Source organism: Geobacillus sp. TFV-3 (assembly GCF_009901865.1).
GTDB classification, from domain to species: domain Bacteria; phylum Bacillota; class Bacilli; order Bacillales; family Anoxybacillaceae; genus Geobacillus; species Geobacillus thermoleovorans_A.
Genome location: NZ_MPSP01000001.1, coordinates 2,835,016 through 2,853,449 on the forward strand (window position 1 = coordinate 2,835,016; position 18,434 = coordinate 2,853,449).

An 18,434-nucleotide genomic window follows, 5' to 3' on the forward strand; every position below is an offset into this window, starting at 1 on the left:
TCACGACTGCGATTCATCCTATAAGTTGAAAAGAAACTTTCCAAAGGAGGCAAACAAGATGGGAGCATTGCAACGCATTGCGCTATTGTTGACCATTATCGGCGCCATTAACTGGGGACTAATCGGCTTTTTCCAATTTGACTTAGTCGCCGCCATTTTCGGCGGCCAAGACTCCGTTTGGTCGCGCATCATCTACAGCTTGGTCGGCATCGCCGGCTTGATCAACTTGGCGCTGCTGTTCAAACCGGCAGAAGAGCTTGGTCGCACTGAACCGAAAACATCGCGCACATGACAAAACATGCAGCCGGAACACTCACCGCTTGGCGGTGGGTGTTTGATTTTGGCGGCAATTCCCGGTCAAAAGCGCCATGCCCCTTTACCGCCTAGGGGCACGGTTCTTATGGTTTCGGCCCATTTTCTTTCTTGGACTGCTCAATCCATTCGCGCAGTTTTTCCTTCAACGGACGAAACCCCGACTTGAGCGGCATTTTCATGCGCATATGGCGTTTTTCCTTCTCCCCAGCAGGTTCGAGCGCCTTTAGGGACAGGCTCGCCCTCCTCGCCTTTTGATCGACATGAAGCACCTTGACCGTCACTTCATCCCCAACATGGACGTAATCGTGCACATCTTTCACAAATTGATGAGAAATTTCGGAAATATGGATCAGCCCTTGCATGCCGTCCTCAAGCTGGACGAACGCTCCATACGGCTGAATGCCCGTCACCTTCCCTTTCACGATCGCTCCTCGTTTGGTCGTTGACAAGCGAAACACTCCTACTTGATGAATTTCGTCCTATGTTTTTGTATTATAACATAGACCGACAGCAAACCCAAAAAAAGATGTCCCGCTGACGGCGGAACATCCCCAATTACAGGCGCGCCAAAAACCGTTTCATTCGCTTAATGGCTTCTTGCAGCTGTTCCAACGATGAAGCGTATGAACAGCGGATATAGCCTTCCCCGCTTTGGCCGAAGACGTTGCCGGGGACGACCGCCACTTTTTCTTCGATGAGCAGCCGCTCAGCAAACTGCTCCGATGTCAAACCGGTCGGCTTGATGGATGGGAAGGCGTAAAACGCTCCGCCCGGCAAATGGCACGGCAGCCCGATTTCATTGAGCGAAGCGACAAAATAGTTGCGCCGCCGCCGGTAGCTGTTGCGCATCTCGACGACATCGCGCTCTCCGCTGCGAAGCGCCTCAAGCGCCCCATATTGCGCCATCGTCGGCGCGCACATCATGGCATACTGATGGATTTTCAGCATCGCCTGCAAAATCTCGTCAGGTGCTGCCGCAAACCCGAGCCGCCATCCGGTCATCGCAAACCCTTTCGAAAAACCGGAAATCAAAATCGTCCGCTCGCGCATGCCGCTAACAGCGGCCATGCTCGTATACTCTCCTTCATACGTCAGCTCGGCATAAATTTCATCGGCAACAACGAGCAAATCGTACGCCTCAGCCAGACGGGCGATCGCTTCCAGCTCCGTGCGGCTCTGCACCGTTCCGGTCGGGTTGTTCGGTGAACAAATGATGACCGCCTTCGTCCGCTCGGTGATCGCCCGCTCAAGGTGCACCGGATTGAGCTGAAACTTGTCTTCGCCAGACGTGTGAACGGCCACCGGCTTCCCGCCCGCGAGCACGACAAGCGGCTCGTAGGCAACAAAACTCGGTTCGACGATGATCACTTCATCGCCCGGGTTGATGATCGCCCTAAGCGCCAAGTCGATGGCCTGGCTCGCCCCAACCGTCACGAAAATTTCCGTTTCCGGACAGTAATCGATATGAAACTTGCGGCGCAAATAGGCGGCGATTTCTTGGCGGAGCTCCAAGAGCCCGGCGTTGGCCGTATACGACGTATAGCCTTGCTCGAGCGACAAAATGCTCGCTTCGCGAATGCTCCAGGACGTGACAAAATCCGGCTCGCCGACGCCAAGCGAAATGACGCCGTCCATGCTGGAAGCAAGGTCAAAAAAGCGGCGGATGCCGGATGGCTTCAAGCCCGCAACCGTCTTGGACACGTACGTTTTTCTCGTTTGCGGCTTCATGGCGACACCACGATGCGGCGATCTTGATCTCCTTGGTCAAAGACGATGCCGTCATGTTTGTATTTTTTCAAAATGAAATGAGTGGTCGTCGAAATGACGGAATCGAGCGTCGACAGCTTTTCGGAAACAAATTGGGCGATTTCCGCCATCGAACGCCCTTCAATAACGACTGACAAATCATAAGCGCCGGACATTAAATAGACCGATTTCACTTCCGGGAACCGGTAAATGCGTTCCGCCACCTCGTCAAAGCCGACGCCGCGCTTCGGAGTCACCTTGACGTCGATCATCGCCGTCACCCCTTCGCGGCCGTCCGCCTTCCGCCAGTCAATGAGCGCCGTATATTGGACGATCACTTTCGCCTCTTCCAGCTTTTTGACGAGCGCTTCCGTTTCCTCGACCGGCAAATCGACCATCTTCGCCAGTACATCGATCGGCGTTCGCGCATCTTTTTCCAATATTTCGATAATTTCCAGCTCTTTTTCGCTCAATTTCACCCAACATCCCTCCATTTCATCGGTCGGTTTCGCCAAGCCGGCCGCCTGTCGTCATCACGGGAGCGGACAGGACGCCGCTTGCTTTAATTCAAGCAGCCGGCGGGCGAGTTTTAGGCAGTGGGGAAAAGGAATCGGCTCGTCAAAGGCGAATTCATATATGGACTGAATGCGGGCGGCCAACAGGCGGGCGTTTTCCGTCTCATACACCGCCTGGAGCACGCTGGCCGCCTCGACGTCGTAGGCGTCTTTTCCAAGGCCAAACGGATCCCAAGCGCCGATCGTCTCAATAAGAAGCCGATTCAACTGTTGTCCATCCATGCCGCCGCCATCCACCTTCTTTTTTGATGCTATGATATAACCAATTATAAGCCATCGATTCGAAAAAAAGAAGGGAGAAGATGCAACCATGTTTCCGTTTGACTCAAACAGCCCCGCCAGCAATGGAGCAGACTGGCGGGAAGATGAAGCCGCATTTCCATTTGATCGCGTCATCGACCGCCGAGGTACGCTCTCAGTGAAATGGGATGATGTCCATCGGGTGTTCGGCTGCGAAGACGTATGGCCGATGTGGGTCGCCGATATGGATTTTCCCGCGCCAAAAGAAGTGCAAGAAGCGCTGCGAGTGCGAATCGAACACGGCGTGTTCGGCTACACCCTTATTCCTGATTCACTCAAAGAAGCGGTATGCCAATGGCTCAAACGCCGTCATGACTGGACGATCGACCCGTCTTGGCTCGTGTTTGCCCACGGCGTTGTGCCGGCGGTCGCCGCCGCCATCGAAGCGTTTTCTGAACCGGGGGATCGCATCATCGTTTTTTCCCCGGTCTACCGGCCGCTGTTTGATCTCGTCCGTCGCCATGACCGCACGCTCATATTCAGCCCGCTTCGCTTGACGGAAAACAACTACGCCATCGATTGGGACGACTTGGAGGGGAAGCTGCCCGGCGCTCGGCTTCTCATCCTTTGCCATCCGCACAACCCAGGGGGCAAATCGTGGACAAAAGAAGAGCTCAAACGGCTTGGGGAACTTTGTTTGAAACACGGCGTCTTCGTCCTGTCCGACGAAATTCACGCCGATTTAACGTTTCTGCCAGCCAAACACACGCCGTTTGCCTCGCTCCACCCGGAGCTGACCGCGCTAAGCGCGACGTTCCGCGCGCCGACGAAAACGTTCAACCTCGCCGGCTTGCAGGCGGCGGAAGTCATCATTCCCGATGAATCGCGGCGCCGGGCGTTCCGCCGCGTTCAGCAGCGGCACGGCTTTTTTACATTGAATACGTTCGCCATTGTCGGAGCGGAAGCGGCCTATCGCCATGGCGAGCCGTGGCTTGACGCCTTGCTCGATTACTTGCGGCAAAACATCGACATGACCGTCGCCTATTTGGCGGAACACTTGCCGCAGCTTCGCCCCGTCCGTCCGCAAGCGACGTATCTCGTCTGGATTGACTGCCGCGGCCTTGGCCTTTCCGAGGCGGAGCTGAAGAAGCATCTTTTGGAAAAAGGAAAACTGGCCGTCGAGTTCGGCAGCAAATTCGGTCGGGAAGGCGCCGGCTTCATCCGCTTGAATATCGCCTGCCCGCGCCCGACGCTTGAGGAAGGGCTGCGGCGGCTGGCGATGGCGCTGCACTAAAATCAAAGAAGGGCCGCGCGGGTCGGCCGCTGCCTTGCTCTAAACACAAAGAAGAGCCGAATCAATCAGCTGCTGTCATGCACTAAAATCAAAGAAGAGATGCATTGGTCGACCGCTGCGTTGCACCAAAAACGTGAAACAGGGGCTCTCGCGAGAGCCCCTGTTTCACGACGACTTGATTTCCCCGCAGGCAATCCGTCCGCCCGCATCCCCCGCCGGTTGGGTCATGCCGTCATCTTTCTTGGCGTGAATGACGATCGACGTTCCGTCTTTTGTGAGCAGCGAACCTTTTTCTCCTTCTTTCAGCGTCACATTGGGCGCTGTCAGCTCTACATGGACCGTGCCGTCATCGTTCACAATAATGTTTGGCAAATCGCCGGCATGCGCTCCCTCCGGATGTAAAAGGCCGTGCTTTTTCCCGTCCGGATTGTAATGACCGCCGGCCGACTGGAAATCAGGCGGTTTGCAGCTTCCGTTTTCATGGATGTGAATGGCATGCTCCCCCGGAGGGAGGCCTTCTAGGTCTAGCTTCAGCTGCACCCCTTCCGCCTGTTCGGTCAACTCGATCGTGCCGATCGAATCGCCGTCCGCATTGATCATCTCCACCTTTCGGCTCGTCGCATCCTCTTGGCCACATCCAGACAGCGCGAACGCCGCCGCGAGCACCACACCGTACATTTTTCGCAACACGAACCACCCTCCAGCATCACTTGTTATCCGCCAGTATTGCCGGAGGGAGGCGCGTTTATACTCCGGGCGGCTCCTTCCGTTCCTCTCGTTTTCCAAGCAGCTGTTCTTCAAGCCGCTTCGCTTCCTTCTCCTGCCGCCGGGAAATGACGATGATGAGCCGCATCGTGAACACCGCCATCAAGAAGAAGACGGCAAACGAAATCGCCGCGGGAATGTATTCGCGTTTGTCTTCCGGAAAGTACAAAAACAAATTCAACACCGATGGCCACATCACGAAAACAACCTTTCTGCCGCAAAATTGTCCATTCCCATTATAGCACAAAAAAGCCGCTGCCAACGCAGCCGGCTATAAAGCGAATTTTTTCCGCAGCTGGGTGAAATCGATCCGTTCCCCGATCGTCGGCGGTTTCGTTTTCGCCAAATATTTTTTATCGTTTTCCACCAGCCGGAAAATCGTATACGCGGTGAACGCATCATCGAGTGCGCAATGGGCTTTTCCAACTGCTTCATTGCCGTACTCTTGCACCGCCTTGCGCAGCGCGGTTTGGTTTTTGTTGCCGAAAAACCGCTTATACTCCATGGCTAAATCACGGTGCTCGCCAGTGAATGGGAATTCCACTTGCGCCGATTGGCAGTTTTCCCGCAGCACTTTCATATCCATGCTCCCCCATGTCATAACGGTCGTCGGGCGTTCGCGGTCATATTGCCGAAGCAAAGAAACCAACTCATAAAAACTCATGCCGCGGTCAATTTGCTCTTGTGTGATATTGAGAAACGACTTGCACCGTTCGGTGAGCTGCGGAAAGCGGAGCGGCTTCACATAGGAAGAAAATTGGCCGATGATTTGATCGTCAACAACCGCGACAAGGCCGACTTCAATGATTTCCGGGCAAAATCGGTTCGGGCTCGTTTTCGTCTCCGGCATCGTAAATTCAAAATCGAGAAACAAATATTGCGGGCTGTCCATCGTCGCTTCCCCCCTTTCCGGCACGCTGTTGCCGTCCGTCTTACTATTATTATATCACGCAGAAGCGATTGTTTATTTCTTTTTTCAGAAAATGGCGAAAAAGAGGCGGATGCCGTAGGAACCAGCAAAAGCCTTGGCGAAAAAGAAAGAAGGTCGGATGGACGCTTCCTATTCAAGCCAATCGCTTTTTCTCCCCCATCCTCTATACGATCTCCCCTAAACCGACTGTCCTTGAAGGAAGAGAAGAGCAGCATTTATAAGGTTGATCCATGGAAGAAATGCTATTGTTGAGCCGCATTTCCTGTTAAAACACCATCCCTCTATGATATGATCAAGAAAAAGGAGGGTGGATGGGATGGAAAACGTCGTGATTCATCAGATTGTCACATGGATTTTCACCGAAGACCAACTGCGGGCGTATTGGAAAACACAGAAGAAGAGCCTTCCGTTCAGCGGGCTGACGGACCGCCAGTACATGAAACTGGCTGAAGAAATGCTTGAACATTCCTCGCACAGCCAACTTGAGCAGCATGTGCTCGGCGGCCGCTGGCGCACAAAAGATGAAGCGGAAGGAAACGTGATCGCGGAAGACGAATCGCGCGGCGACAGGCATGTCGAGATCATTGACACCGACGCTCCAGCTGAACCGAGGCGGCGGATGTTGATCGATCGGATGCGCGAAATCCGTTGTCCGCATTGTTCCTTTACGTTTTATGTTCGTGAAGCCGCCAGCGAGCGCCGCGACTGGACGTGCCCAGCGTGCGGGAACGGCTTTCACACAGCTTGACTCCATAACAGCTTGACGCCGTAACTGGAAAGGGAGGAGTACGAATGGATCATTCTGCCGCACACGTGTCAAATCTTCAATATTATTTTGCCATTGCCGTTTTCTTGGTTGTATACGCCATCATCATTTCTGAAAAAATCCACCGTGCCGTCATCGCCTTGCTCGGGGCGGCGCTCATGGTCATCTTCGGCATCGTCGACATCGAAAAAGCGTTCACCCGCCATATTGAGTGGGGAACGATCACGCTGTTGATCGGAATGATGATCTTGGTCGGCATTACGAGGAAGTCCGGCTTTTTTCAATACATGGCCATTAAAGCCGCGAAGCTCGCGAAAGGCAGACCGGTCCGCATTTTGGTGATGCTGTCTTTGTTGACCGGGCTGTTGTCGGCGTTTTTGGACAACGTGACCACCGTCCTGCTCATTGTGCCGGTGACATTTTCCATTACGCGCCTCCTTCAAGTCAACCCGGTGCCGTATTTGATTTCGGAAGTGCTTTTGTCGAACATCGGCGGCACGGCGACATTGATCGGCGACCCGCCGAACATTATGATCGGTTCGGCGAACAAGCATCTCGATTTCAACGCCTTTTTGTTCAACCTGACGCCGATCGTCATCGTGATCGCCATCGTCACGGTCGCCCTGCTGGCGTTTGTCTACCGCAAGCAGCTGCAAACCGATCCAAAGTTGATTCAAAAGCTGATGGAGCTTCGCGACGCCGATTATATTCAAGACGCGAAGCTGATGCGCAAATCGGTCGCCGTGCTCGGGCTGACGATCGTCGGCTTTATTCTTCATTCCGTCATTCATGTCGATGCGGCTGTCATCGCCATGACCGGGGCGGTCGCGCTCATGCTCATCGCCGTGCCGGAGCACGAAATTGAGGATGTCTTTCATTCGATCGAATGGGGCACGATTTTCTTTTTCGCCGGCCTGTTCGTCTTAGTCGGCGCGCTCGTTGACATCGGCCTGATCAAATCATTGGCGGAAAAAACGCTCGAGGTCACCGGCGGCGACATTTCCACGGCCGCCTATTTCATCCTTTGGCTGTCCGGCGTCGCCTCGGCGACGATCGACAACATCCCGTTCGTCGCCACGATGATCCCGCTCATTCAAGATATGGCCGTCGGCATGGGCTTATCCCCGGGCGCCCCGCAAATCGACGTCCTTTGGTGGGCGCTGTCTCTCGGCGCCTGCCTCGGCGGAAACGGGACGCTCATTGGCGCCTCAGCGAACGTCATCGTCGCCGGCATGGCGTCGCGCGAAGGGCACGGCTTTACATACGTTGATTTTTTGAAAATCGGCGCGCCGCTCACGCTCATCGCCTTGCTTTTGTCGCACGCCTATTTATGGCTGCGCTATTTGTAGAGCCACGCCTGCGCGGACGCAGAAAAAAGGAGCGAAACCGAATGAAGGTTTCGCTCCTTTTTTGATATTCGGACATATCGTATTATCGATTCCATTTTTGTAAAGGAGGCTCAAGCGGCCATGTTCGCTCATTTCCCGCGGATGCCGGCCAGCCCGTATCCCCCGATCGACCCGGCTCTCTTTTCCCAGTCCGCCGCCACGGCGCAGGCGCTGATGAACGATGCCGCCGCCGTTTTGAAAAAACTCGCCGAATCGCGCTCGTTCGCGGCCTCGGTCATGTCGGCTGCCCAAGAAGGAAAAACGGAGGAAGTGAAACGCCTGATCCGCTCGCTCGGCATCCGCTCCAAAACGGACGTATATTTCAATCCCGACGGCATCCGTCTGACGCTGTCGCCGCCGCCAGGCGCGTTTCCGTGCTGCCAGCTCGTTGTCGGCTTGCGCTGGAACGTGTTTCCGCCTTTTGGCGGGTAGCCTTCGCCATCACGGCGGCGGGCGAAATGGGAGAAAACGGTTTGCAGGAAGCCTTCGCTTTTCGCATTCGCCGCTTTGGCCGCGGCTTGGCGATTGGCGGAAATCCGTTCAAGACGGTCGCGCCCGACGCGGCAACGCCGCTTCCAGACCATGCACGGCGCTGGAGGCGGCGTTGTTTGCCACTTGCCGCGCCAGGCAAAGCAGGCAGACAACCGTTTTCACACACAAACGAAACGGTTCTTGATCCAGCCGCCGACCTTTGTAAACCAAAAAAGACGGCGATCGTCTCATCACCGTCCAGCGCCAACGCCCCAACGAACTTGCCGGGCATCGTCGCCCGACAGCCCCTTCCGTTTCCTTTGTGCATCCGATTACGTGCGTCGATAGATGACATCACCGACAATAATCGTGATCAAAGAAATCAACATCGTCAATTTGACCACCTTGTAGTCTAAAAAGCGCAGCACTTGTTCTTCAAACATGTAGACGAAAAAGAAAATGACCATCAGCACGGCAACGAACAAGACAAACCTTTTTTTTCGATTCATGGAAACCGATTCTCCTTCATCAGAATGTATCCAATACATTGCCCGTCGTTTTGATCATATCGTCGGAAATATATACTTTTTTCAGATTGGTGCGCTTGCTGTCACTGTAGACAAAGTGATACGCGTCATATATATGATCATAATAATCACTGTAATACCTTATGATTTTTACTGTCGTCCAGTACGGTTTTATATAAGTTGCAATTTTGTTTTACATGGCATTGTTCACTCTTCTTGCCACCGTGCCAGCTTGTCAGGTGATAAAGACGGGACATGGAGATCGGAAATTCTTTATTGCAACTTATATAAGTGCAGAAGACTTAAAAGCATCCGGCGTGACAGAAGATATGATTCGGTTATCGGTCGGAATCGAAAACGTGGGCGATTTAATCGAAGACTTAGAACAAGCGATCGAAACAGCGACAGGTGTGCGGTCGATATATTCGCAAGTGTAGGTATGAAAGATGCTAGTTAGATTTTTCGACTAGCACCTTTCATTTTATGAGTTGTAACCGCAGCGCTTCGGCAACCGCTCCTGTTCGTGACAACACCCCTAATTTTCCGAAAATAGAAGAAAGGTGACGTTCCACTGTTCGTTTGCTTATATTTAGCTTTTCGCTGATTTGCGCACTCGTTTGATCATCTGCCAGCATTTGTAATATATCTATTTCAATTTTTGTCAAACAACATTTCATTGAACATGTAGTCTTACTGTCAAGCAAGAAAAGCCTCCCCCCCTCATTGCTGTCACGTATCGCATGTACCAAATGAGTAGAAACTTTTTCTTTTGGTAATATCGCAGCTATACCTGCTTCATATGAAGATAAGGCAAATGGTGGATAATTGCATAGCATAATGACATTTATCGTGGGGTGTGTTTCCTTCGCGTTTTTTATCCAGTCAAGTACTTTTATTATGTGCATGTGCATATTTATCACAATGACGTCTGGTACATGTATATGTACAAGAGTGTCTAGTGAATCAAGACAAGAAACAGAACCAACAACAGTTATGCCTCTTTCTTTTTCTAATAATTTTTCCAAACCAAGCAAACAGATAGGATCAGAATCAACAAGCAATGTACGAATAACCATACCATTTCCCCTCTACTATTTTTTACTAAATTCTACTTCATTTAATAAACTTTGTCATTTGTTTCGTATCCATTCAGCCCAATACTAGCGAGATTTTCAGAATCCAGCACCAATAGGGCATTTCCCGTATCGAAAATGCCCTAGGAGGAATGGAGAATCGTTTGGAGAGACTCCCCGCTTAGAAGTCTTTGCAACGATTCCCAAACCGGTTTCTCATGTTTTTGCAGGGTGGACATGACGCTGCGCATGACACAGAAAGCCTCGGCATCGTCTTCCTGACGAAACGTTCCAGAAATTTTTTGTTTGACTTTCACCATCCGCAAATCGCGCTCGGCTTGGTTGTTGTCAAACGGCACTTCTTTCTTTCGCAGGAAGAGAAGCGCTTCTTGCTTGCGCTTTTCTAGGCGCTGGATGAAATGTTGCGCGTTGCGGGCGCCTTCATGCTTGCCTTGTCGGCAACGCTCCTTGAGTTCTCGGCGGCCATTCGCTGGAACTTTGCATTGGGTCACGCGGTGAAGGACTCGGTGGTCAGGATTGAGGACTTGACGGAGCGTCGTTCCTCGGTGCCCCGGTTGCCCTCCCGGCTGTTTCTGCGACGGTTGGCGAGAAGGAGATTTCGCTGCAAACCGGTCAGAAGACGGCGGCAAATGGCTATTGGTGCTGTTTTTTTGTACGGGCTTCTAATTCTGCAATACGTGCTTTCCATTGTTGATTTTCTTGACGAAGTTGCTGGTTTTCTTGTCTTAATTGTTCGTTTTCTTTGATGAGTTTTTCGATGGTTTGTGCTTGGCGCTTAATTTTTGCGACCATGCTTTCGAGTGTAAAGACCGCTTGTTGGAAATCAAAAACAACGTTTGCCATCGCGTTCACCTCCCTTGTCTAGGATGGTGCTAGTATAGACAAGGGGAGCAGAAATAAACCCGATCTCGTAAACTTTTTCTATGTAACGGCTGAACAGTTACTTTCGAAGAAAATGGCGGATTTTCGTCAGGTAATTGGCAGAAAATACGGATTTTTCCATATGTTTATTTTAGTAAATTAAAAATAGCTGATCAGCTATTTTTTGAGAAGGAGTTGGGTAAGAGCATGAATACTGTATAAATACAGATTGATTTTCTGATACAAGCAAACTGTTTTGATTGTTCTTCTAGTCAATTTACTATGATTGTGATTTAAGAGGAGTGTTAGTATATGAAAAAATTAAAATCTATTTTACTTGTTTTTTGTTTTGTATTATTTACCTTTAGCTTTAGCAATTTGACTTTTGCTGAAATTAATATTACTCCTCAAGCTATTCCTCCTGAGTATTACCCAGGAAGTTCAGTTGTAATTAAACCTGGAGATGTTTTGGTAACAAATAATACCTCTTCTTATGGGGTTACAGGTCATGCGGGAATTGTAATTGATGCTTACGGAACAGTAGCGTCAATTCGAGGAAGTGGGTATCACCCAAGAACTTGGGGAATAGGCGATTGGTTTGCTGAATATCCAAACTTGGTTAGAATAGATGTGCTACCAAACCATTCATAAGGAGGGTTCATGTCTCTTGAAAAGAGGCTGATTTATGTTATCTTTGTTTTTTAACTTTCTATTTTTTTTCCTCATTCTAGTCCTTATTTTTGTAATAGTTTTTAATGATTTTATCTCTAAAAAATTACTCAGATATCTCTTTCCGTGTTTGATTATTTTAATTTTTCTAATTCTCTTAATAGGTCATTCAAATCTATTGCTAAATTATCAGTTACGAACTCAATTAGACAAATTATCAGTTGATAAAGTGAATTTCCTCTCAGATAAGAAGGCGGTAGAAGAGATCAATTCGTTAGATCATCCGCTTCGATTTAAAATTCTATCAAAGACAAAAAAAAGAAATAATATGTTTGATTTCGTTATCAAAACGGAAGATAATAAACATAAATATTTGATTCGAATGGTAAATTATACTGAACCATTTAAATGGGTTCCATTTAACGACTTTCAAATAAATCAAGTGAATAAAATTGAATAAATATAACCCGTAGTGCTATATAGCCGCAACGAAAAAGTTTAACATATCCTTGATGGAAAAGTCGCTTGTCCATTTTTCAGCTGACGGAAGGACCAAACAACCATCCGTTTCACAAGCCCATACATGGGTCTGAAAGTTGCATTGTTCGGTCCCCTTCAAAGACGGTCGCGCCCGACGCGGCAACGCCGCTTCCAGACCATGCACGGCGCTGGAGGCGGCGTTGTTTGCCACTTGCCGCGCCAGGCAAAGCAGGCAGACAACCCTTTTTCACACACAAACGAAACGGTTCTTGATCCAGCCGCCGACCTTAGTACTCACATTTCGCACCCTCCCGACGAAAATCGGGAGGATTTTTTCATCCCGATGTCGAATAGGTCCTTGGTACACAAGGAATGCAAAGGAGTTTCCACACCATGGACGTTCGAATTCGTGCTATTTATGAAAGTTCCTATTTGAATATAATAAGCGCCATCTTCAAGGATCTTGGCCTCCCCCAGCTGATTGACCGGCTGGTTCCGGTGGATCCCCAATGCCAAACCCGAGCCAGCGATGTGGTCTGGCTGCTCATCCTGGATATCTTGAGCGGCCGTCAAGCGCTGGTTCATTTGGAACGATGGGCGCATGAAATCGATTTGCCCAAGCTGATCCGGCCGGGGCTCCAGCCTTCTTGGTTCAATGACGATGCCATCGCCCGCCATCTGGATCGCCTGTATGATGCCAACATCCATCAAGTCATTTCGGCTTGCCTTGTGCAGATCTACAAGGAGGAAGGCATCCCCCTTCGGGTGTTCCATGCCGATACGACCGATGTATCGGTTTACGGCACGTATGAATCGGCCTCGCCGGATACCCTGCATATTGCCCATGGCTACAACCGGCAACACCATTGGCAAAAGCAGATCGGCTTCGGACTGATTGGCAACGAGGATGGCGTTCCTTTTTATGGAGATGTGCACGACGGCAACCTGCCGGACAAAACGTGGAATCCCGAGGTACTGTCCCGTGTCCATGAGCAGCTGAAGCAAGCGAAGATCGAGGACGAATGGATTTATGTGGCGGATTCCGCCGCGATGACGAAGGACACGCTGGCGCAAACGAAAGCGGCGAACGCCTTTTTGATCACCAGAGGCCCTTCGTCGCTCCGGATCGTGAAAACCGTGCTGGCGCAAGCCGATGCCAGGGACACGACGTGGAGCGATCCATTTTCGCTGGCGGAGAAAAACGGCGCCACGTATCGGGTATGGGAAACGACATCGACGTATGAAGGACATCCGGTTCGGCTGGTCGTCGTCGAATCGAGTGCCCTCGACCAACGGAAAGGAAAGACGCTCGAAAAAGAACGAGCACAAGAAGCGGAGCTTCTTGCGCAGGAACAAGCCCGTTGGGAGCGCCACCCGTTTTCGTGCCGGGAAGACGCCGAACAAGCCTTGGCATCCCTCAAGGCATCCCTTCGTCCCCGGTTCCATCGAGTGGAGGCCGTCGTCGAAGAGATCGTGCGTCCGAAAAAACGGCGCGGACGGCCGAAAAAAGGGGCGGAACCGGAAATGGAGACGCTGTACACCCTTCGCCTGAGCGTGGAATTCGACCAAGACGCGTGGGAACAGGCGAGACGGAAAGCGTCCCGGTTTGTTCTCGTCACGACGGTGCCGGAGGAGTGGAAGGGCCAACGGATGGACGGAAAAGAGATCTTGGCTCTGTATAAAGGACAAATCTCGGTCGAAATGAACTTCTCCTTCCTGAAAGATCCGTTCTTTACGGACGAGATTTACGTGAAAAAACCGGAACGGGCCGATGTGTTAGGGCATCTCTTTCTTTCCCGTTCGTCTGCGCCTATTTCGCCACCTTCACGCATTGCCGTTTTCATCCGTCGGCTGCCGCTTGCCGATTTCCACCGGGGTGCGCAAATCGTAGCCGTCATCGTATTTGCTTGTATGGATGATGTCTTCGTTCGCCCCGATTTTGCTCGCCCGCTTCAGCTCCTCATCCGGCACGAACCGCTCCATTGACAAGACCTCCTTTCGTGCTCCCCGCCGCGTTGCCCGCATGAGGCGCTCGAGGAGCCGTTTTTCTTATCGTCTCCCAAAGCCGCTTGATCATCCGCCGAAAAAAGAGGATTGACAGCCTAGCGGTTGTTCGGTACGATTTTGTTAACAGACAAAAAAAGGGGGTTTACATATGGAAGGACGGAGTTCCCTTCGACCGATTGACATGACGCTTGCCGCCATGTTCGTCGCCTTGATGGCGATCGGGGCGAACATTACGTCGTGGGCGCCGTTTTTGGTCGTCGGCGGTGTTCCGATTACGCTGCAGACGTTTTTCTGCGTCTTGGCTGGCGCGGTGCTCGGGCGGCGGCTCGGCGCGGTGGCGATGATTGTGTACATGTTCGTCGGACTCGCGGGCGTTCCAGTGTTCGCGAAATTCAGCGGCGGATTGTCGATGGTGTTCCAACCGACGTTTGGCTTCATTCTTTCCTTTATCGTTGCCGCTTATGCGACCGGATGGGTCATCAACCGCGGCCCGCAGCCGGCGTCCAAGGCCCGTTTCGTCACCGCCGCACTCGTTGGCATGGTCATCAACTATGCCATCGGCACGAACTGGATGTATATGGCGTACAAACTATGGGCTGAGGCGCCGGAAGGGCTTTCGTACGGCATGGTGTGGGGCTGGATGCTCGCACCGCTGCCAAAAGACATTTTGTTGTCGATCGTCGCCGGCTTGATCGCCCCAAGGATTTGCCGGGCGATCGGGCGCTCTTCCGCTGCGGGCCGTTCGGCCGCCTAAACATGAAAAAAGCCTGACCCAAAAGGGAAATTTCCCTTAACAACAATCAGAAAAGGGTGTCCCAACAAATCGGGGCACCCTTTTTCAAGTTAGAAAAACAACCGGAGAATTTGGTACACAAATCCGGCAATCAACGCCGAAATCGGCAATGTAATAATCCAGGTGAGCACAATGCGGCGCGCGACACCCCATTTGACTCCTTTCACCCGTTGGGCGGCGCCAACCCCCATGATGGCCGAGGAAATGACGTGCGTCGTGCTGACCGGCAAGTGGAACATCGTCGCCGAAAGAATGACGAGTGCGGACGACAAATCAGCCGCCGCTCCATTGATCGGGCGGATTTTCATAATTTTTCCACCCACCGTTTTAATGATCTTCCACCCGCCGACGGCCGTTCCCAATCCCATGGCCAAGGCGGCGGAAATGCGCACCCATTCAGGAATGTCGGTCGTCGCGTGGTATCCGCCGGCGATTAATGCCATCGTAATGATCCCCATCGCTTTTTGAGCATCGTTTGTTCCGTGCGTATACGCCTGAAACGATGCGGTCACAATTTGAAACATCCGAAAGCCTCTCGTCGTGCTGTATAAGTTGGCGTTTTTAAAGATAAAACGAAAAATGCTCATCATGATAAAGCCGACCCCTAACGCCAAAAACGGGGAAAGAATGAGCGATTGTAAAATTTTCAAAAATCCGCCATAATTCAAAATCCCAACCCCAGCCGCGGAAATCGCCGCCCCGGCGACCGAACCGATGATCGCGTGCGAAGAGCTGCTCGGAATGCCGTAATACCACGTGATCAAGTTCCAGGCAATGGCTGATGTCAACGCTGCTAAAATAATGAGCGGCCCATTTTCTAGCGCAAATGGGTCAACAATGTCTTTCGTAATCGTTTTCGCGACGCCGGTAAAGGTGAGCGCGCCGATAAAGTTCATCGTCGCAGCCAAAATAATGGCTTGACGCGGCGTGAGCGCCCTTGTCGACACCGATGTCGCAATGGCGTTGGCCGTATCGTGGAAGCCGTTGATAAAGTCAAACGCCAAAGCGAAAATGACGATGAGAATGGTTAAAATCAGGATCGTATCCATAAAAACAACGTCCCCTTTTATGCGTTGCGCATGATGATCGTCTCGAGCGTATTGGCGACATCTTCACAACTGTCGGCAATCTCTTCGAGCATTTCGTAAAGCTCTTTGTATTGAATGATTTTAATCGGGTCTTTTTGCGTCACAAACAAGTTTTTGATCGACGTGCGCAAAATTTCGTCGCACTTCGTTTCATAATCCTTAATTTTAATGGCGTGCTGGCGCATATCGAGCAATTTTTTATTCGCAAGCAGCTCGAGGGCATGGACGATTTCAATCGTGCTTTGGTAAATATAATCAAAAAACTTCACCATATGTTCATCGATGTCCGTAAATGAAAACATTTCAAGCCGCGCCGAACATTGCTCAAATCCATCAAGCACATCGTCCATTTTCATCGCCAACTGGTGGATGTCTTCCCGCTCGATCGGCGTAATGAACGTTTTGTTCAATTGCACGACCAGTTCATGGATGAAGGAATCGCCCTTTCGTTCATACTCTTTCATAACGCGGGCAAATTCTTTCAAGTCGCTTACGCTTTGAATTTTATACTCGACAAAATATTGCGCCGCTTCCTTCACATTTTCCGAAATCGTCAACAACATGTCGAAAAAAACGTCCTTTTTCGGCGAAAAAATCATCTCGGACACCCTCCATTTACGAAATCAAAATCACCGCTACTTATTGTAACAATTTAAAATCCATTTACAATACAAAAAGAGAAAATTTACAATAGATTTACACTAACTTTACATTTTGTTCGCTTTTCGTGCTATGTACTATAGTGCCAAACAAAAGCCGAAGCTATGCACGTCCGCTTCGGCTCGTTTGCGTCCACCGCCTAACGTCCAAGCGGCGAACTGCACGATTCTTTTAGTCGTCTTGGCCAAACCGTTCGACAAACGCGGTGAGCGTGCGCACCATGACGCCCGTCGCTCCAGCCGGGCCGAGGTCGCCGTCTTTCTTTGCGGCGGCCGTTCCGGCGATATCCAAATGCACCCACGGCGTGTCTTCCGCAAATTCGCCGATGAACGCACCGCCCATAATGGCGTGCCCTTCGCGCCCCGGCGAGTTGTTCAAGTCGGCGATTTTGCTGCTTCGCACTCGCTCGCGGTCGTGTTCTGTAATCGGCAGCCGCCAAATGAATTCCCCGGTTTCCATCGACGCTTCCAGCACCTGCTCAAACAGCTCCTCATTGTTCGTCATCGCCCCCGTTTTGTCCGCGCCCAAGGCGACGATCACGCCGCCCGTCAAGGTGGCGACATCGATGATGTAATTCGCGCCGCATTGTTTCGCATACGTCACCGCATCGGCCAAAATGAGCCGTCCTTCGGCATCAGTGTTTTTCACTTCAATCGTTTTTCCGGACAGCGACGTAATGACATCGTCCGGCTTGAACGCCTCGCCGCTGACCATATTGTCGGTCGCCGGAATGACGGCGAGCACGTTTTGTTCCGGCCGAAGCTCGCCGATGGCTTCCATCGCCCCGAGAACCGCCGCTGCGCCGGCCATATCGGTTTTCATGTCAACCATGCTGTCGCGCGGCTTCAAGCAATAGCCGCCCGTATCAAACGTCACCCCTTTGCCGACAAGGGCGATCACGTCTTCCCACTCGTCTTTTCCTTGGTATTTTAAGACGATCAGTTTGGGCGGCTGTTTTGACCCTTAGTTGACAGCCAAAAGCGCCCCCATGCCGAGCTGCTCCATGTCTTCCTTCTCCAAAATTTCATAGTCAAAGCCATACCGGTTCGCGAGCGTTACGGCATAGTCAGCCAAATCGGCCGCCGTCAGCAAATTCCCCGGCGTATTGACAAGCGTGCGCGCCGAATTCGTCGCCTTCCCGTACACCGAGCCGACAAACAAGCTCGCTTCAATTTCCACCGCTTCGGCCGCCGTGTAGACGATGAGCGATTCGAGCTGGTAATCCGGTTCTGACTTTTTCTGCTTATACCCTGGGAATTCATACGTCGCCAAATAATACGCTTCCGCCAAGGCGTGCGCCGCTTCGTTTCCATCGACGGCCTCGGTCGTAAACGTGTCCAGCGCGACCGCCGCTTTCGTCCGCTTCGCCTGCTTCAACGTGCGAAACAGCTTGCCGAACACCTCGCGCAGCCGTTCAAACGTCAGCTCTTCTTTTTTGCCGAGACCGACGAAATACAACCGCTTCGCCCCCGTCGGCAAAAATGGATGAACGGCCGCGATGCGCCCCCGTTTCGCGGAAATATCGCCTTCTTTCCGCAACTCGGACAGCTGCCCGCCAAGACGGGCGTCGTACTCGCCGGCAAGGCCGCTCCATGAATTCGCCCCTTCAAACAAGCCGATGACAAGCGCCTCATCCCGTTCCTCCACCGACGGCAATGGTTTTACCGTAAACATCGTCTCATCCCTTTCCATGTTGTTGATTCATTCCCACCTTCATTATAGCGAAGCAAAGCGGTTGTTTCGACTATCTAATTTTCTCTCCTT

Annotated in this window: 19 protein-coding genes and 4 pseudogenes; 9 read left to right on the forward strand and 14 right to left on the reverse strand. The window is 51.6% G+C overall.

Annotated features, from left to right (window positions below):
• Positions 1-58: 58 nt before the first annotated feature.
• The gene (locus BJQ97_RS14400; protein WP_011232397.1) at positions 59-292 is read left to right on the forward strand and encodes a DUF378 domain-containing protein; all 234 of its coding nucleotides are present in this window, start codon (positions 59-61) and stop codon (positions 290-292) included.
• A 106-nt stretch (positions 293-398) separates the two neighbouring features.
• Here the strand turns inward: BJQ97_RS14400 and yugI are convergent, their stop codons facing one another.
• The 4 genes from yugI to BJQ97_RS14420 all read right to left on the reverse strand — a co-directional run bounded on the left by yugI (position 399) and on the right by BJQ97_RS14420 (position 2,858).
• Positions 399-764: a S1 domain-containing post-transcriptional regulator GSP13 gene (gene yugI / locus BJQ97_RS14405; protein ID WP_160157090.1), complete on the reverse strand. Its 366-nt coding sequence runs from the start codon at positions 762-764 to the stop codon at positions 399-401.
• A 106-nt stretch (positions 765-870) separates the two neighbouring features.
• Complete coding sequence (locus BJQ97_RS14410) at positions 871-2,043, reverse strand: aminotransferase (protein WP_160157091.1); 1,173 nt, start codon at positions 2,041-2,043, stop codon at positions 871-873.
• On the reverse strand, positions 2,040-2,540 hold the full coding sequence (locus BJQ97_RS14415) for an Lrp/AsnC family transcriptional regulator (protein WP_025949995.1): 501 nt from the start codon (positions 2,538-2,540) through the stop codon (positions 2,040-2,042). The genes BJQ97_RS14410 and BJQ97_RS14415 overlap by 4 nt, the downstream gene beginning before the upstream one ends.
• 54 nt (positions 2,541-2,594) lie before the next feature.
• Entirely contained in the window at positions 2,595-2,858 is a 264-nt protein-coding gene (locus BJQ97_RS14420; RefSeq protein WP_160157092.1) for a DUF1871 family protein, read from the reverse strand.
• A gap of 88 nt (positions 2,859-2,946) precedes the next feature.
• On the opposite strand from BJQ97_RS14420, the gene BJQ97_RS14425 reads away from it, so the two are divergent.
• Positions 2,947-4,170 (forward strand): MalY/PatB family protein, encoded by a 1,224-nt coding sequence (locus BJQ97_RS14425; RefSeq protein WP_160157093.1) that lies wholly within the window; start codon positions 2,947-2,949, stop codon positions 4,168-4,170.
• 165 nt (positions 4,171-4,335) lie between these two features.
• On the opposite strand, the gene BJQ97_RS14430 is transcribed toward BJQ97_RS14425, so the two are convergent.
• From BJQ97_RS14430 to kapD, 3 genes are all read right to left on the reverse strand, one after another.
• Positions 4,336-4,860, reverse strand: a complete 525-nt coding sequence (locus BJQ97_RS14430) for a superoxide dismutase family protein (protein ID WP_160157094.1) — start codon at positions 4,858-4,860, stop codon at positions 4,336-4,338.
• Positions 4,861-4,915: 55 nt separating this feature from the next.
• Positions 4,916-5,131: a hypothetical protein gene (locus tag BJQ97_RS14435; RefSeq protein ID WP_063193220.1), complete on the reverse strand. Its 216-nt coding sequence runs from the start codon at positions 5,129-5,131 to the stop codon at positions 4,916-4,918.
• 75 nt (positions 5,132-5,206) lie between these two features.
• Positions 5,207-5,827 carry a 3'-5' exonuclease KapD gene (gene kapD / locus BJQ97_RS14440; protein ID WP_160157095.1) on the reverse strand — a complete coding sequence of 207 codons (621 nt, stop codon included), beginning with the start codon at positions 5,825-5,827 and terminating at the stop codon, positions 5,207-5,209.
• Positions 5,828-6,182: 355 nt separating this feature from the next.
• On the opposite strand from kapD, the gene BJQ97_RS14445 reads away from it, so the two are divergent.
• From BJQ97_RS14445 to BJQ97_RS14455, 3 genes are all read left to right on the forward strand, one after another.
• The gene (locus tag BJQ97_RS14445) at positions 6,183-6,614 is read left to right on the forward strand and encodes a zinc ribbon domain-containing protein (RefSeq protein ID WP_160157096.1); all 432 of its coding nucleotides are present in this window, start codon (positions 6,183-6,185) and stop codon (positions 6,612-6,614) included.
• Positions 6,615-6,658: 44 nt separating this feature from the next.
• Positions 6,659-7,981: an ArsB/NhaD family transporter gene (locus BJQ97_RS14450; protein WP_160157097.1), complete on the forward strand. Its 1,323-nt coding sequence runs from the start codon at positions 6,659-6,661 to the stop codon at positions 7,979-7,981.
• 120 nt (positions 7,982-8,101) lie between these two features.
• Complete coding sequence (locus BJQ97_RS14455; RefSeq protein ID WP_066227939.1) at positions 8,102-8,452, forward strand: YuzC family spore coat inner layer protein; 351 nt, start codon at positions 8,102-8,104, stop codon at positions 8,450-8,452.
• A 108-nt stretch (positions 8,453-8,560) separates the two neighbouring features.
• Here the strand turns inward: BJQ97_RS14455 and BJQ97_RS14460 are convergent, their stop codons facing one another.
• Complete coding sequence (locus BJQ97_RS14460; protein ID WP_160157098.1) at positions 8,561-8,746, reverse strand: hypothetical protein; 186 nt, start codon at positions 8,744-8,746, stop codon at positions 8,561-8,563.
• Between the two features lie 77 nt (positions 8,747-8,823).
• Positions 8,824-9,000, reverse strand: a complete 177-nt coding sequence (locus BJQ97_RS14465) for a hypothetical protein (RefSeq protein WP_160157099.1) — start codon at positions 8,998-9,000, stop codon at positions 8,824-8,826.
• Between the two features lie 305 nt (positions 9,001-9,305).
• Here BJQ97_RS14465 and BJQ97_RS14470 point away from each other — a divergent pair.
• A pseudogene (locus BJQ97_RS14470) lies at positions 9,306-9,455 on the forward strand (PLP-dependent transferase); the annotation flags it as partial.
• 39 nt (positions 9,456-9,494) lie between these two features.
• On the opposite strand, the gene BJQ97_RS14475 reads toward BJQ97_RS14470, so the two are convergent.
• Together BJQ97_RS14475 and BJQ97_RS14480 are read right to left on the reverse strand one after the other, a co-directional pair.
• Complete coding sequence (locus BJQ97_RS14475) at positions 9,495-10,094, reverse strand: response regulator transcription factor (protein ID WP_160157100.1); 600 nt, start codon at positions 10,092-10,094, stop codon at positions 9,495-9,497.
• 140 nt (positions 10,095-10,234) lie between these two features.
• A pseudogene (locus BJQ97_RS14480) lies at positions 10,235-10,955 on the reverse strand (IS66 family transposase).
• Between the two features lie 330 nt (positions 10,956-11,285).
• Here BJQ97_RS14480 and BJQ97_RS14485 point away from each other — a divergent pair.
• The 3 genes and pseudogenes from BJQ97_RS14485 (at position 11,286) to BJQ97_RS14500 (ending at position 14,883) form a co-directional block, all read left to right on the forward strand.
• Positions 11,286-11,624 carry a hypothetical protein gene (locus BJQ97_RS14485; protein WP_160157101.1) on the forward strand — a complete coding sequence of 113 codons (339 nt, stop codon included), beginning with the start codon at positions 11,286-11,288 and terminating at the stop codon, positions 11,622-11,624.
• 891 nt (positions 11,625-12,515) lie between these two features.
• Positions 12,516-13,916: pseudogene (locus BJQ97_RS14490) on the forward strand (IS1634 family transposase); the annotation flags it as partial.
• A 361-nt stretch (positions 13,917-14,277) separates the two neighbouring features.
• A complete protein-coding gene (locus BJQ97_RS14500; RefSeq protein WP_160157103.1) occupies positions 14,278-14,883 on the forward strand; it encodes a biotin transporter BioY in 606 nt (201 codons plus the stop codon).
• Between the two features lie 89 nt (positions 14,884-14,972).
• On the opposite strand, the gene BJQ97_RS14505 is transcribed toward BJQ97_RS14500, so the two are convergent.
• The 3 genes and pseudogenes from BJQ97_RS14505 to BJQ97_RS14515 form a co-directional block, all read right to left on the reverse strand.
• Positions 14,973-15,971, reverse strand: a complete 999-nt coding sequence (locus tag BJQ97_RS14505; protein WP_160157104.1) for an inorganic phosphate transporter — start codon at positions 15,969-15,971, stop codon at positions 14,973-14,975.
• A 17-nt stretch (positions 15,972-15,988) separates the two neighbouring features.
• A complete protein-coding gene (locus BJQ97_RS14510) occupies positions 15,989-16,609 on the reverse strand; it encodes a DUF47 domain-containing protein (protein WP_160157105.1) in 621 nt (206 codons plus the stop codon).
• 232 nt (positions 16,610-16,841) lie between these two features.
• Positions 16,842-18,344, reverse strand: a pseudogene (locus BJQ97_RS14515) (leucyl aminopeptidase).
• Positions 18,345-18,434: the final 90 nt, after the last annotated feature.

Coding starts and splice junctions, on each gene's coding strand:
- BJQ97_RS14400 (WP_011232397.1), top strand. CDS start 59: ATGGGAGCATTGCAACGCATTGCGCTATTGTTGACCATTATCGGCGCC.
- BJQ97_RS14410 (WP_160157091.1), bottom strand. CDS start 2,043: ATGAAGCCGCAAACGAGAAAAACGTACGTGTCCAAGACGGTTGCGGGC.
- BJQ97_RS14420 (WP_160157092.1), bottom strand. CDS start 2,858: ATGGATGGACAACAGTTGAATCGGCTTCTTATTGAGACGATCGGCGCT.
- BJQ97_RS14425 (WP_160157093.1), top strand. CDS start 2,947: ATGTTTCCGTTTGACTCAAACAGCCCCGCCAGCAATGGAGCAGACTGG.
- BJQ97_RS14435 (WP_063193220.1), bottom strand. CDS start 5,131: ATGTGGCCATCGGTGTTGAATTTGTTTTTGTACTTTCCGGAAGACAAA.
- kapD (WP_160157095.1), bottom strand. CDS start 5,827: ATGGACAGCCCGCAATATTTGTTTCTCGATTTTGAATTTACGATGCCG.
- BJQ97_RS14445 (WP_160157096.1), top strand. CDS start 6,183: ATGGAAAACGTCGTGATTCATCAGATTGTCACATGGATTTTCACCGAA.
- BJQ97_RS14450 (WP_160157097.1), top strand. CDS start 6,659: ATGGATCATTCTGCCGCACACGTGTCAAATCTTCAATATTATTTTGCC.
- BJQ97_RS14455 (WP_066227939.1), top strand. CDS start 8,102: ATGTTCGCTCATTTCCCGCGGATGCCGGCCAGCCCGTATCCCCCGATC.
- BJQ97_RS14465 (WP_160157099.1), bottom strand. CDS start 9,000: ATGAATCGAAAAAAAAGGTTTGTCTTGTTCGTTGCCGTGCTGATGGTC.
- BJQ97_RS14475 (WP_160157100.1), bottom strand. CDS start 10,094: ATGGTTATTCGTACATTGCTTGTTGATTCTGATCCTATCTGTTTGCTT.
- BJQ97_RS14485 (WP_160157101.1), top strand. CDS start 11,286: ATGAAAAAATTAAAATCTATTTTACTTGTTTTTTGTTTTGTATTATTT.
- BJQ97_RS14500 (WP_160157103.1), top strand. CDS start 14,278: ATGGAAGGACGGAGTTCCCTTCGACCGATTGACATGACGCTTGCCGCC.
- BJQ97_RS14505 (WP_160157104.1), bottom strand. CDS start 15,971: ATGGATACGATCCTGATTTTAACCATTCTCATCGTCATTTTCGCTTTG.
- BJQ97_RS14510 (WP_160157105.1), bottom strand. CDS start 16,609: ATGATTTTTTCGCCGAAAAAGGACGTTTTTTTCGACATGTTGTTGACG.